Source organism: Delftia sp. PE138 (assembly GCF_018320755.1).
GTDB lineage: Bacteria > Pseudomonadota > Gammaproteobacteria > Burkholderiales > Burkholderiaceae_C > Comamonas > Comamonas tsuruhatensis.
Genome location: NZ_JABEPN010000001.1, coordinates 769840 through 783432 on the forward strand (window position 1 = coordinate 769840; position 13593 = coordinate 783432).

A 13593-nucleotide genomic window follows, 5' to 3' on the forward strand; every position below is an offset into this window, starting at 1 on the left:
CCGTGATCCATGCAATAAAAGTAAATTTTTGTGTGTTTCTCTGAACTGTGAGCATTCGAGAGTGTTCGTGCATGGCGGCGGACGTTCACCCCAATGAAAATCCGCGCACCAATAGGCAAACATCATGCAGCAGACACTAGAGCCATCGATCGAGTTCACCGTCGCCGTCGTAGAGGACGACGAGGATATTCGTATCAATGTGTGTCGATTTTTAACAAAGTCTGGCCTGCATGCCTGGGGCACGGATTCTGCAGAAGACTTCTACATAAAGCTACTGCGCGAGAAGGCAGATCTGGTCGTCGTCGACCTGGGTCTGCCCGGCGAGGACGGGTTGAGCCTGGTCAAGCGCCTGGCCGAGCAGGAGATCCCCGTGGTGGTGCTCACGGCACGCGGCGATCTGGACAGCCGCATTGCCGGCCTCAATGCCGGCGCGCTGCAGTACTTCGTCAAGCCCACCGACATGAACGAGCTGGTGGCCGGCATCCGCTCCCAGCTTCGCCGCAACACCGGTCAGCCGGGCAGGGCGTCCGCCCCATTCCTGACCTGGCGCCTTGACCCCCTGTCGGCCTGCATGGTCGCACCCAACCACCAGATCATTGCCCTGACCAGCCGCGAGCTGGAATTGCTCGGCTGCCTGATGGCAACCCCTGGGACCATGGTGTCCAAGCAGACCCTGATCGAGGCCATGGGCTATGCCGATGTGGATGACGGTTTTCATCGCATTGAATCGCAGTTGACGCGGCTTCGCCGCAAGACCCTGGATATCTCCGGGCTGGCCCTGCCGGTGAGGGCCGTGTTCGGTCGAGGGCTGGTGTTCGTGCCTTAGGCGCCTTTTTCTTCTCCATTTCAGCTTTTTGAACCGCTGCCGTCCGGGCATGCGGAAGGGATTCGTTCGCCCATTTTTTTGCTGCAAAAGCGCGTGCGCGTGATTGGGCGGCTTGGTGCTGGCGGTGTGCGCAAGCCGGCGGCGTGGGCCGTCGGGGTTTTCATCCGTGATCAAACACACATGAAGAGAGGAATGGTATGGCGAGACAGAGTTTGCATATCCGGCCCACAGGGCCGCGCATGAACGCTTGGAGGCAGGCGAGACGCCTGATCGCGGCTGGCACCCTGGCGGTGATCGGTGCGGGGGCACAGGCGGCGTTTCTGAATGGTGATTTCGAGACGGGAGACTTGACTGGCTGGACGGCTCAGGCCTGGACCAACAATGGGACCCAGACCAATCCGAAGAGCCTGAGCGAGTTGCTTTTGCAGCCGCCCGGCAGCAAGGTTCATCTGGTCGAAATCGACAGCGGCTCGGAAGGCGCTGCAGACGAAGTCCTGTTCCGGGGTGACGCCGGCCAGTCCGCCCTCAAACTGACTTTGGCAGGCTCCCACTCTGCCCGCATCAACCTCAAGGCGAACAGCACCACCCCAGCCAGCAACGTGATACCGCGGTCCAACAATGTCACGGGGGGACTCGCCGGCTGGACCCAGCAGGTCAATACGGCAAGTTCCATCACCCAGGAAGTGACGCTGACTGCGGATGACATCGACCAGGACGGCAAGATCCACATCCGATTTGTCGCGGCGCCCGTGCTTGAGTACGCCAGCAATCACGGAGGCGAGGATCGCCCCTACTTTGCCATCTCGCTGGTCAAGACCTATGACGCCCAGACCGCCACGGATCTGACGGGCTCACCCCAGGAGTTGTTCTTCAAGTACCACTACGGCGGCGAGCCGGGAGCACCCTGGAAGACCTTTACCGACAAGGGCGGTGCCATCCAGAACTACACCGACCCCCAGGCCTACGATGTCGCTCCTGGCAATGCCTACCTGCGGGTAGGCGACAAGGTCAGGCTGCAGGCCGTGGCCTCGGCCTGCAGTGCCGGTGGCCACGCAGGCCATCTGTACGTTGACAACTTCGGCACGACCCTGCCCAAGACCTTGTGGATCAGCGCGTCCGGGCCTGTCAGCGCGCCCAAGGCGGACGGCACGGAGATCACCTACACCTATACCTATACGAACAACGGCAGCACCCCGGTGAACAACGTGAAGGTCACGCCCGCCATGCCCGTGGGCACGGATGCGGGCGTCAGTCCGACCACGTTCGTGTCGCTGGCCGGCGACGGCGGCGCTTGCACGGCCCCGGCCGTGGGCAGTTCAGACCCTGCCCAGTGCAACTTTGGGACCCTGGCACCCGGGCAGTCGGGCATGTTCACGATGACCGTGAAGGTTCCTGCGGGCACGCCGTCAGACCAGATCAACAACGGCAACTACACCATCGGAGGCGACCTGACCTCGACCCTGCTCGGTGCCATGGTGCAGACCCAATTGCTGGCTCCCGCGGCGAGCAGCGACATGGTGCCTGATGTCTCCGGACTCCCGCCCACCGCCGTGGTCGGCGTCCCCTACACCGGCAGCTTCTCCTGCAAGAACGATGGTGCAGCCAGCGCAGGCCAGGCTATCTGCGATGCCTCCGGTCTGCCCCCTGGTGTGACGGCAGGCCAATGCACGATAGACGGCGCGGCCTGGATGCAGCCCGCCGTGGTGCCTGTGGGCAAGACGGTGGTCTGCCTGGTCTCCGGCACACCGACGGGTCCAGGCGGCAGCTCGACGGTCACGGTGACCACGGGCGGCGACAACGACCTGACCCCGGGCAACAACACGGCCACATCGAACATCACGGTCACCACAGCGCCGGACATGCAGGTCAATCTGAGCGGACTGCCCTCCACCTCGCCGCTGAACATTCCCTATAGCGGCAGCTTCACCTGCAGCAACCAGGGCCTGGCCAACGCCGTGAGCGGCACCTCCTGCGCCGTCACCGGCCTGCCGGCTGGCGTGACGCAAGGCGCATGCTCCATCAGCCCCGGCAATGCCGCGTGGGTGGCGGGCAATGCGGTGCCGGTGGGAGCCACGGTCACCTGCCAGGTGAGCGGTACGCCCACGGCCGCAGGTTCGTCCACGGTCACGGGCACCACGGGCGCAACGGATGATTCGAATGCGGCAAACAACACCGCGACCATGAATGTGTCCACCGTTGCAGTGCCCGACATGGGCGTCGATCTGAGCGGCCTGCCGACCGCGTTCACTGCCGGCACGCCCTACAGCGGCCGTTTTGTCTGCAAGAACCAGGGCTCGGCCGATGCATCGGCAGGCACCTCGTGCGCAGTCACGGGACTGCCGCCTGGCGTCAGCCAGGGCGCTTGCCGCATCAGCCCCTCCAATGCAGCCTGGTCCGCAGGGGATGCCGTGCCTGCGGGCGCCAGCGTGACCTGCACGGTCAGCGGAACGCCCAGCTCCGTGGGGGCGGTGGCACTGACGGGCAGCACCGGTGCGACCGGAGATGCCAACCCGGCCAACAACACGGCTTCACGCGCGGTGGCCGTGGCCGTATCGCCCGCCTCCATCCCCACCCTCTCCGAATGGGGCCTGATCCTGATGTCCGGCTTGATGGGCATCATGGGCTGGGGCATGGTGCGCCGCCGCCGCTTCAACGCGCTGTGACCGGCAACCGGTCGTGACGCAGGGCGCCCTTCGGGGCGCCTTTTTTTTGGTTCGGAGCATGGCCGCAGCCCATTGACATGCTCAATATGTGATCGAATAAGGGTTTATACCTAGCATTCGCCCCATGATCGTCCGTGATCGCCCCGCCGGCCTCAGGCTGTTTCTGATTTTGCGGGGCTCGGTGCTCCAGCGCATCCAGGTCACGCTGCTCGTGAACATCGTGTTTGCCGCCATCATCACCCTGGTGCACGGCAATCTCTTCGACGTGAAGATCACGGTGACGCCCATCCCCTTCACGCTGATCGGCCTGCCGCTGGCCATCTTCCTGGGGTTTCGCAACAACACCGCCTACGACCGCTACTGGGAAGGGCGCAAGCTCTGGGGAGAGATGGTGATCTGCGCGCGCACGCTGGCGCGCCAGTGCCAGAGCCTGATTGCGCTGGACACGGTGCCCGATCCCCGGCGCCGCGACAGCGACGTGCGCGTGCGCATGGTGCACCGGGCTGTTGCCTTCGCGCATTCGCTGCGGTCCCAGCTGCGGGGCCTGCACGACGATGCCGAAGCCGGCCGCTGGCTCGTGGACAGGGAATGGCGCCAAATCCAGGCCCTGCCGCTGGAGCAGCGCTGCGACGCACTGATGATGTCCATGGGGCATGACCTGGCGCAGTGTGTGCGCCGTGGCGAGATGGAGCCCTGCCTGGCCGCGTCAATGGACAAGACCTTCACACGCATGACGGCCGCTGCCGCCTCGTGCGAGCGCATACGCAACACGCCCATGCCGTTCTCGTATGCGCTGCTGCTGCACCGCACGGCCTATATGTACTGCTTTCTGCTGCCGTTCGGCCTGGTGGACACGACCGGGTTCATGACGCCCTTTGTCGTGGCCATCGTGGCCTACACCTTCTATGGGCTCGACGCCCTTGGCGATGAACTCGAAGAGCCCTTTGGCCTGGAGAGCAACGACCTGCCGCTGGACACCATCTGCCGCTCCATCGAGATCAGCCTGGGCCGCACGCTGGGCGAGACGGATCTGCCCGCGCCGCTCAGGCCCGAGGGCTACAGGCTGACCTGAGGCGGCGGGCAAGCATGGGAAAAAGCAAAGGCCCATGAAAAGCCCATGAAAAAGCCCCGCAGTTTCCTGCGGGGTCTGGTGGTCTGAAGCGGGACCCGAGGCTCAGGCAAACACGCCGGCCGTGTCCTGCATCTTCCCGGACACGATGCCCAGATGGTGCAGCGTGTCCCCACCCGTCATCTCCATCTGCGTCAGGCGCTTGAAGTAGTGGCTGCCTGCGTACTCGTCGGTCACGCCGATGCCGCCGTGCAGCTGCACCGACTGCTGGCCCACATAGCGCAGCGACTGGCCCAGCTGGACCTTGGCGCGCGCGATGGCCACGTGGCGCTCCGCCTCGGGCGTGTTCATCTTGAGGCTGGCGTAGTAGCTCATGGAGCGGGCCAGCTCCAGCTGCATCTTCATGTCCGCCACGCGGTGGCGCAGGGCCTGGAAGCTGGCGATCACCGTGTTGAACTGCTTGCGCTGGTTCATGTACTCGGTGGTGAGCTTCAGTGTCTGCTCCATGGCGCCCACGCCTTCGGCGCACAGGGCGGCGTTGGCCACGTCCTGGGCCAGCGTCAGGGCGGCCAGGCCATCGGTCGTCACCAGCGTGGCGGGAGCCGCCTGGCAGCGCAGCTCGGCGGCGCGGCTGCCATCCTGGGTCCGGTAGCCCTGGGTGCTGACGCCGCTGGCGCCGCGCTCCACCAGGAAGAGGGCGATCTTGCCGTCCAGCTGGGCCGGCACCAGGAAGGCATCGGCCGCGTCGCCTGCGGGCACCACGCTCTTGGTGGCATCCACCGTGTAGCCGCTGCCGCTCTTGCCGGCCGTGGCCGCGCAGACGTCGAGCCGGTAACGGGCCTGGCGCTCCTGGTGTGCCAGCACGACCAGGGCCTCGCCGCTGGCCACGCGCGGCAGCCACTGGCCGGCCACGGAGGCGTCGGCATGCTGGCCGAGCACGCTGGATGCCACGAAGGCCTGTGCCAGCGGCTCCATCACCAGACCGCGGCCCAGCTCTTCCATCACCACCATCACGTCGGTGGCGCCCTGGCCCAGGCCGCCGTGCTCCTCGGGCACGGTCAGTGCCGTCAGGCCCAGTTCGGCCAGCTCGCCCCAGGCCTCGCGCGAGAAGCCGCCCGCCTCGACGATGGAGCGGCGGCGCTCGAAGGTGTAGCCCTTGTCCACCCAGCGGCGCACCGCGTCGCGCAGTTGCTGCTGGTCATCCGAAAAATCAAAGTCCATTTTCTGTCTCCCGAAGCTGATCGAAGCGCGTCCGGCGCACTTCTGGGGTCAGCGAAACTCCAGCCAAAATCAGCCCAGCACCGTCTGAGCGACGATGTTTCTCTGGACCTCGTTGGAGCCGCCGTAGATCGTCGTCTTGCGCATGTTGAAATAGGTCGATGCCAGCGGCGCGTTGTCCGCCACGCCGCCGGGGAAGTCGCCCTGCCAGCCGGCTTCCATGGCTTCTTCGATGAAGGGCAGGCTGAAGGGGCCTGCGGCCAGCATCATCAGCTCGGAGTAGCGCTGCTGGATTTCACTGCCCTTGATCTTGAGCAGGCCGGCGATGTCCAGCGGGTTCTTGCCCGATTTCTCGGCCGACAGCACGCGCAGCACCAGCATCTCCAGCGCCACCACGTCGACTTCGAGCTTGGCGATCTCGTCGCGGAAACGCTGGTCCTCATAGACGCCTTCGGCCTTGGCGATGCGCTTGAGGCGTTCCAGCTCGCGCTTGGCGCGGTTCACGTCGGCGATGTTGGTACGCTCGTGGCTGAGCAGGTGCTTGGCGTAGGTCCAGCCCTTGTTCTCCTCGCCGATCAGGTTCTCGGCCGGCACTTCCACATTGTCGAAGAAGACCTCGTTGACCTCGCACTCGCCGTCCAGCAGCTTGATCGGGCGCACGGTCACGCCAGGGCTCTTCATGTCCACCAGCAGGAAGCTGATGCCGGTCTGGGGCTTGCCCTCGTTGCTGGTGCGCACCAGGCAGAAGATCCATTCGCCGTACTGGCCCAGCGTGGTCCAGGTCTTCTGGCCGTTGACGATGTATTTGTCGCCCACGCGCTCGGCGCGGGTCTTGACGCTGGCCAGGTCCGAGCCCGAGCCCGGCTCCGAGTAGCCCTGGCTCCACCACACTTCGCCGCTGGCAATGCCGGGCAGAAAGCGCTGCTGCTGCTCGGGCGTGCCGTAGGCCATGATCACGGGCGCCACCATCACGGGGCCGAAGGGAATGATGCGCGGCGCGCAGGCCAGGGCACATTCCTCCTCGAACAGGTGCTTTTGCACGGCGTTCCAGCCGGGTCCGCCGAACTGCTTGGGCCAGCCGTAGCCCAGCCAGCCTTTCTTGCCAAGAATCTTGGCCCAGTTCTGCAGGTCGTCGCGCGTCAGGCGCAGCGAATGGCGCACCTTGTGCGCGATGTCCTGGGGCAGGTTGGCCCGCACCCAGGCGCGGACTTCCTCGCGAAAGGACTGTTCTTCAGTGGTAAATGCCAGGTCCATGGACTGTGTCTCCTTCAATCCCGGCTTTTGTAGCACGCGCGTTCTTTTTTGAACTGTCCAGGGCGTGACAACCTATGGCAATCCCTGATGGCTTCACGGCCGCCGGATATCAGGCAGGCTGATCGGGTTCTTCCAGACCCAGCTGGGCGTAGACATGTGCCAGACGTGCCTGCAGCTGGCGTACCTGGGCTTCCAGATCGACCACGCGCTGGGCCAGGGCATCGCCGCGTGCGCCTGCTGCCGCAGGGGCCGAGGCGATCGCGTTCACGTCCACGGGGCCGCACAGCAGGTGGGCCCAGCGTTGTTCGCGCGCGCCGGGCGCGCGGGGCAGCAGGACGACCAGCGGGCCGCCTTTTTCCTCGCTGCGCTCGCGCAGCTCTTCCAGGAAGGCTTCGACCGAGGAGATGTCGGCAAAGCGGTGCCAGCGCTCGGAGTTGATGCGCAGCTCGCCAGCCGTCTGCGGGCCGCGCAGCATCAGCAGGGACAGCAGCACGGCGCTCTGGTCGGGCACACCCACGCCGCGCGGGAAGTTGTGTTCCCAGCGCGTGGCGCGTGCGCTGCTGATCTGCACGGACATGGTGCGCAGGCGCAGGCTGTCCAGCGCTTCCTGGGCTTCGCCCTCGCTGACTTCCATCACCGGATCGCGGCTGCTTTTCTGGTTGCAGCCCGTCACCAGTGCGTTGAGCGTGAGCGGGTAGCTGTCGGGCACGGTACGCGCCTTCTCCATCAGGGTGGCCAGCACGCGGGCTTCGACGGCGGTCAAGGGGGTGGAGCGGGGATCGAATGGCATGGGTCTGAGGGCAAGAGGTGACAAGGCCCGGCAGGGCCATGGGCCTTGCCGGGGCTGGCGCAGGCCGCGCGGCCCGCGGTGCGACAATCGCCGCCCATGAAAAATATCGTGATCCTGATCTCGGGCGGCGGCTCGAACATGGCTGCCATTGTGCGTGCTTCGCAGCAACAGGACTGGGCGCGGCGTTATGGCGCCCGCGTGGCCGCCGTGGTCAGCAACAAGGCCGAGGCTTCGGGCCTCGTTTTCGCGCGCGAGCAGGGCATTGCCACCGAGGTGCTGGACCACCGCCCGTTCCCCAGCCGCGAGGCCTTCGACGCCGAGCTGGCCCAGGTGATCGACCGGCACGCGCCCGCGCTGGTCGTGCTTGCCGGCTTCATGCGCATCCTCACGCCGGGCTTCGTTGCGCATTACGAAGGTCGCATGATCAACATCCACCCGTCGCTGCTGCCCGCCTTCACGGGCCTGCACACGCACCAGCGGGCCATCGATGCAGGCTGCCGCTTCGCCGGCTGCACCGTGCACCGCGTGACGGCCGAGCTGGATGTGGGCCCCATCCTGGAGCAGGCCGTGGTGCCCGTGCTGCCCGGCGACACGGCCCAGGCACTGGCCGCGCGCGTGCTGGTGCAGGAGCACATCATCTACCCGCGCGCCGTGGCGCAGTTGATGCGGGGCTAGGGTCTGCTCACAGGCCTTCGCTCTGAAAGGCCTGCTGCTCCACTTCGGGGCAGCGTGCAAAGCGGGGCTGCTCCACGCCGTTGATGACCACGGTTTCGTTGAACATGGCGGCCGGCCGCACCCACAGGCCGCGCTCGCCGTAGAGCGCGCGGTACAGGGTCATGGACTCGCGCGTTTCGCTGTGGCGCACGGTGGCAAGCACCTCGTAGGGAGCGCCCTTGTAGTGGCGGTACAGGCCCGGGGGCGTGGCAATCAGAGGGGGCAGGTCGTCATCGGTCATGGGGCGCCATGGTAGCCGTGCCAGCCCGGCGTTGCTCCGGGTTCCGACCTGCGCCCCTCTCGGATTTGCAAGGCAGTGGGACAATCGCGGCCATGCATCCCAAACAGCTTCTCGACGCCTGCGCCGAACTGGTCAAGCGCACCCTGACTTTCGAACATCCGGCCGACGCCGTGGTGTCACGCTTTTTCCGTGAAAACCGCAACCTGGGCCCGCGCGAGCGCGCTGCGCTGGCCGAGACCGCCTACACCGTGCTGCGCAAGAAGCTGCTTTTTGAGAGCCTGGCGCGTTCTGGCAGCGGCTCGCGTGAGCGCAGGCTGGCCATTTTGGGCTTTGCCCACAGCCAGGAGGCACTGGCCCGCGTGGCTGGCAAGACCGAGCAAGGTGTCAAGGACGCACGCAGCTTCGTGCGCGCCGCGCTGTCGCCGCAGGAGCTGCAATGGCTGGACGCCTGCGAGGCCGTGCGTCCCGACGAACTGATGGAGCCGCACCGCCACAACCTTCCCGAATGGCTGGTCGCACCGCTACAGCAGCAACTGGGTGATGACTTCTGGGCCTTTGCCCAGAGCATGGAGCAGGCCGCGCCGCTGGATCTGCGCGTCAATGCGCTGAACGCCAAGCGTGCCGATGTGCAAAAGGAACTGGCCGATGCCGGCATCGCCGCCGAAGCCACGCCTTACTCGCCCTGGGGCCTGCGTGTGCAGGGCAAGCCGGCGCTGGCCCGGATGGACGCTTTCACGCGCGGTGCCATCGAGGTGCAGGACGAAGGCTCGCAACTGCTGGCGCTGATGCTCGATGCCAAGCGCGGCGAAATGGTGGTCGATTTCTGTGCAGGCGCAGGCGGCAAGACCCTGGCCATTGGTGCTTCGATGCGCAGCACGGGGCGTCTGTACGCCTTCGATGTCTCGGGCCACCGGCTTGAGGCCCTGAAGCCGCGCCTGGCGCGCTCGGGCCTGTCGAACGTGCACCCCGCGGCCATCGCCCATGAGCGCGACGACCGCGTCAAGCGCCTGGCCGGAAAGATCGACCGCGTGCTGGTCGATGCCCCCTGCTCGGGCCTGGGCACGCTGCGCCGCAATCCCGACCTCAAGTGGCGCCAGTCGGCCAAGGCCATTGAGGAGCTCACGCAAAAGCAGGCGGCCATCCTGGCCAGTGCTGCGCGGCTGGTCAAGCCGGGCGGGCGCCTGGTCTATGCCACCTGTTCGGTCCTGCCCCAGGAAAACGAAGCCATCGCCGACGCCTTTGCAGCGGAGCACTCTGACTTCGTGGCCATGGATGCCGGAGAACTTCTGGCCCAGCTCAAGGTGGAGCGGGGCGATGTGCTGTGCAGCGGCGGCGAGACCGGCACGCAGTACCTGCGCCTGTGGCCCCAGCGCCATGAGACGGACGGGTTTTTCGCCGCCGTTTGGACCCGGAAGCCGTAACTTGCAGACGCAATAAGCTGTAAATCGCGGGAGATTGCCGAACGTCTTCACGGGGGGCTCGCCTAAAATTGAGGCATCGGTGCCACTGGGCGCCGGCTTTGGCAAAGGCTTGGGTCATGTCTGTGGATTTCGCGTCGGTTTGGAATATTGCCCTGGACTGGATGGCCCATGGCCTGTGGCAGCTGTCGTGGTGGCAGCTGCTGCTGTATGCCCTGGTCACCACCCACGTCACGATTGCGGGCGTCACCATCTTCCTGCACCGCTGTCAGGCCCATCGTTCGCTGGACCTGGGGCCGGTGCCCTCGCATTTCTTCCGGTTCTGGTTGTGGTTGGGCACGGGCATGGTCACCAAGGAGTGGGTAGCCATCCACCGCAAGCACCACGCCAAGTGCGAAACCGAGGACGATCCCCACAGCCCGCAAACGCGCGGGCTGGATACCGTGATGCGCCAGGGCGCGGAGCTGTACCGCGAAGAGGCCAAGAACGCCGAGACGCTCAGGAAGTTCGGCCACGGCACGCCCGACGACTGGATCGAGCGTCATCTCTACAGCCGGCATTCGATCTGGGGTCCTTCTCTGATGCTGGTCATCAACGTGCTGCTGTTCGGCGCCATCGGACTGACCATCTGGGCCGTGCAGATGGCCTGGATTCCGTTCTGGGCTGCCGGCGTGGTCAACGGCCTGGGCCATTTCTGGGGCTACCGCAACTTCGAGGCCCAGGATGCCAGCACCAACCTCGTGCCCTGGGGCCTGATCATCGGCGGTGAGGAACTGCACAACAACCACCACACCTATCCGACCTCGGCCAAGTTCTCGGTCAAGCGCTATGAGTTCGATGTGGGCTGGGCCTACATCCGGGCGATGCAGGCGGTCGGCTGGGCCAAGGTCAAGAAAACGCCGCCCAGGCTGGTCATGGGCGCCATCAAGCCTGTGGCCGACGAAAAGACGCTGGAGGCCGTGATCGCCAACCGCTACGAGGTCATGGCCCGCTATGCGCGCGGCGTGCGTGCCGCCGTGCAGTTCGAACTCGATGCGCTCAAGCAGCGCAAGGCGCAGCAGGCCGACCTGTCCTTGCTCAGGACGGCGCGCCGCTGGCTGCACCGCGATGCCGACAAGGTGCCCGCCCAGGCGCAGGACCAGCTGGCCCAGGCGCGCGCCGCCCATCCCGTGCTGGACCAGATGCTGGTCATGCGCGAGGAGCTGCGCCAGCTGTGGCTCAACACCTCGCTGTCGCGCGAGCAGCTGACGGCCCATCTGCAGGCCTGGTGCCATCGCGCCGAGGCCAGCGGCATTGCCGCGCTCAAGGAGTTCTCGGTCAAGCTGCGCGCTGCCCACGCCTGAAGCTGCGAAGCCAGCCGGCAAGCGTCCATTCCCGGGGCCGCATCTTCTCTTCGGAGGCGATGCGGCTTTTTGCTGCGGGGTTCGGCTGCAGTTCCAGACCTGCCGTGGCCTGGGACACGGAGCGGACTCTTATCCGCAGGTCCGCGCCTGCGCGCCAGCCCTGGCCCGGCTGCAGCCTGAGGGTCAGCCCCGGCGCTGCATCGGCCCAGGCCTGCTGCGGGACGCTGATTTCCAGGCTGCCCTGGCGGCAGAACAGCTCGCAGCCCTCCTGCATGGACAGATACAGGTCGTTTCCGGGGGCGAGATGGCGCAGTTCGAAAGAGCGGGTGTGGGCGTTGTGCATGGGTCGTTGTCCTGTAGTTCCAGGCCCCAAGCGTAGGCATTCGGCCCTCTTTGGCACAGGCACAGGCTGTGGTTTGTTGCGCCGCAGCAGTGCAGGCAGTCCATGTTCTGTTCTGCTACATGGCTTGATGATCTGTATCTGTTGCGTAACAGGGCCTTGAGGCAAGATCTCAGTCAAGCACTTCCATCCCCAGCCGTTTTCCATCCTGCCCATGACCGCCGCAAGCGCCGCCCCCACCCTGTACCGCCGCCTGGCGGCCGACTACAGCCTGGCCATGGAGATGGGCACGCTCAAGGCGGGCGAGCGCATGCCTTCCGTGCGCGAGCTGATGCGCCGCCACGAGGTCAGCCTGTCCACGGCGCTGCAGACGCTGCGGCATCTGGAGGATCTGGGCCAGCTCGAGGCCCGCCCGCGCGTGGGCTACTTCGTTCGCGATGCCCGGCCTGCAGGGCTGGCGCCTGCCAGCGAACCGGATCTGAGCCAGCCCGTGCAGCCGTTGCCACAACAGCACTTTGCGGGCATCAATGAGCACATCTCGCTCATGCTGGAGCGCGGCCGCCAGGCCGATGTGCAGGTGGACCTGGGCGGTGCCACGCCGCCGCCGGAACTGTTCGATCGCGGCTACCTGAACCAGGCGGCTGCCCGGCTGCTGCGCGAGCAGCCCGATCTGCTGGTGCTGGGGCGTTCCATGATGGGCAGCCACCCTGATTTCCAGCGGGCCATGGCGCGGCGCGCGCTGGCGGCGGGCATCCATGTCGCACCGGCCGATGTGCTGGCGACCACGGGCAATTCCGAGGCCGTGAGCCTGGCGCTGGCCGCTGTGGCCTCGCCCGGCGATGTGGTGGCCGTGGAGTCGCCGACCTACTACGGCCTGCTGCAGGTGGTGGAGTCGCTGCAGATGCAGGCGCTGGAGATTCCCTGCAGCCCGCGCACCGGCCTGTCCATCGAGGCGTTGGAGCTGGCCCTGCAGACCCAGCCCCGGCTGAAGGCCGTGGTGGTCGTGCCCGAGCTGCAGATGCCGCTGGGCACGCGCATTCCCGATGAACACAAGGCCAGACTGGTCGAGCTGTGCGCCGCCCACGGCGTGGCGCTGATCGAGGACGACTCCTACGGCCTGTTCGTGGAAAGCAGCCAGCCCGTGCGCCCCATCAAGGCCTGGGACCGCCTGCCGGGACATGTGATCTATTGCGAGGCCTTCAACAAGAGCATGGCGCCAGGCCTGCGCCAGGGCTGGATGAACGCCGGCCAGTGGCATGGCCGTGTGCAGATGCTCAAGTTCGCGCGCAGCCGGGGGACCCAGACCCTGGCCCAGTTGCTGGCGGCCGCCTGCGTGGGCTCGCCCGCGCATCTGCGCAATCTGCAGCGCCTGAAGCAGCAGCTGCGGCGCCAGCGCGAGGGCATGGCGCAGCTGGTGGCGCGCTTTTTCCCGTTGGGAACGCGGCTAAGCCTGCCGCCCGGCGGGCTCAGCCTGTGGCTGGAGCTTCCGGCTGGCGTGTCCACGTCCGCGCTGTTCACGCAGGCGCTGGCGCGCGGCATACGCACGGCGCCGGGCAGCATGTTCTCCAACTCGGGCCGCTACGAGCACTGCATGCGCCTGGGCTGCACCCTGCCCGTGGATGGCGTGGTCGAGCAGGCCTGTCGCGATCTCGGCGCCATGGCCTGCGCGCAGCTGGGCCAGCCCGCGCGCCACGGGTGAGGGACGCAAAAAAACCGC

At 66.3% G+C, this 13593-nt stretch carries 12 protein-coding genes; 7 read left to right on the plus strand and 5 right to left on the minus strand.

Annotation, left to right across the window (positions count from 1 at the left end):
* Positions 1-124: 124 nt before the first annotated feature.
* The 3 genes from HFGMBDPB_RS03500 to HFGMBDPB_RS03510 all read left to right on the plus strand — a co-directional run bounded on the left by HFGMBDPB_RS03500 (position 125) and on the right by HFGMBDPB_RS03510 (position 4561).
* Positions 125-826 carry a response regulator transcription factor gene (locus HFGMBDPB_RS03500; RefSeq protein WP_016445751.1) on the plus strand — a complete coding sequence of 234 codons (702 nt, stop codon included), beginning with the start codon at positions 125-127 and terminating at the stop codon, positions 824-826.
* 347 nt (positions 827-1173) lie between these two features.
* Positions 1174-3489 carry an IPTL-CTERM sorting domain-containing protein gene (locus HFGMBDPB_RS03505; protein ID WP_249343337.1) on the plus strand — a complete coding sequence of 772 codons (2316 nt, stop codon included), beginning with the start codon at positions 1174-1176 and terminating at the stop codon, positions 3487-3489.
* A gap of 124 nt (positions 3490-3613) precedes the next feature.
* Entirely contained in the window at positions 3614-4561 is a 948-nt protein-coding gene (locus HFGMBDPB_RS03510; protein WP_016445753.1) for a bestrophin family protein, read from the plus strand.
* Between the two features lie 102 nt (positions 4562-4663).
* Here the strand turns inward: HFGMBDPB_RS03510 and HFGMBDPB_RS03515 are convergent, their stop codons facing one another.
* From HFGMBDPB_RS03515 to HFGMBDPB_RS03525, 3 genes are all read right to left on the minus strand, one after another.
* Positions 4664-5779 carry an acyl-CoA dehydrogenase family protein gene (locus HFGMBDPB_RS03515; protein WP_016451097.1) on the minus strand — a complete coding sequence of 372 codons (1116 nt, stop codon included), beginning with the start codon at positions 5777-5779 and terminating at the stop codon, positions 4664-4666.
* 69 nt (positions 5780-5848) lie between these two features.
* Positions 5849-7030, minus strand: a complete 1182-nt coding sequence (locus HFGMBDPB_RS03520) for an acyl-CoA dehydrogenase family protein (protein WP_016445755.1) — start codon at positions 7028-7030, stop codon at positions 5849-5851.
* Positions 7031-7139: 109 nt separating this feature from the next.
* A complete protein-coding gene (locus tag HFGMBDPB_RS03525) occupies positions 7140-7820 on the minus strand; it encodes a YceH family protein (protein WP_016445756.1) in 681 nt (226 codons plus the stop codon).
* A 96-nt stretch (positions 7821-7916) separates the two neighbouring features.
* Here HFGMBDPB_RS03525 and purN point away from each other — a divergent pair, with 96 nt between their 5' ends.
* Positions 7917-8495: a phosphoribosylglycinamide formyltransferase gene (gene purN, locus HFGMBDPB_RS03530; protein ID WP_016445757.1), complete on the plus strand. Its 579-nt coding sequence runs from the start codon at positions 7917-7919 to the stop codon at positions 8493-8495.
* A 7-nt stretch (positions 8496-8502) separates the two neighbouring features.
* Here purN and HFGMBDPB_RS03535 read toward each other — a convergent pair whose 3' ends face one another.
* Positions 8503-8775: a DUF1653 domain-containing protein gene (locus HFGMBDPB_RS03535; protein ID WP_016445758.1), complete on the minus strand. Its 273-nt coding sequence runs from the start codon at positions 8773-8775 to the stop codon at positions 8503-8505.
* A gap of 92 nt (positions 8776-8867) precedes the next feature.
* On the opposite strand from HFGMBDPB_RS03535, the gene HFGMBDPB_RS03540 reads away from it, so the two are divergent.
* Positions 8868-10196 (plus strand): RsmB/NOP family class I SAM-dependent RNA methyltransferase, encoded by a 1329-nt coding sequence (locus HFGMBDPB_RS03540; RefSeq protein WP_017405190.1) that lies wholly within the window; start codon positions 8868-8870, stop codon positions 10194-10196.
* Between the two features lie 116 nt (positions 10197-10312).
* Positions 10313-11536 (plus strand): DesA family fatty acid desaturase, encoded by a 1224-nt coding sequence (locus HFGMBDPB_RS03545; protein ID WP_016445760.1) that lies wholly within the window; start codon positions 10313-10315, stop codon positions 11534-11536.
* Here HFGMBDPB_RS03545 and HFGMBDPB_RS03550 read toward each other — a convergent pair.
* Positions 11511-11879, minus strand: coding sequence for a hypothetical protein (locus HFGMBDPB_RS03550; RefSeq protein ID WP_016445761.1), 369 nt, complete (start codon positions 11877-11879; stop codon positions 11511-11513). The genes HFGMBDPB_RS03545 and HFGMBDPB_RS03550 overlap by 26 nt on opposite strands.
* 211 nt (positions 11880-12090) lie before the next feature.
* Between HFGMBDPB_RS03550 and HFGMBDPB_RS03555 the strand changes: the two genes are divergently transcribed.
* A complete protein-coding gene (locus HFGMBDPB_RS03555; protein ID WP_016445762.1) occupies positions 12091-13575 on the plus strand; it encodes an aminotransferase-like domain-containing protein in 1485 nt (494 codons plus the stop codon).
* The last annotated feature ends 18 nt before the right edge of the window (positions 13576-13593 follow it).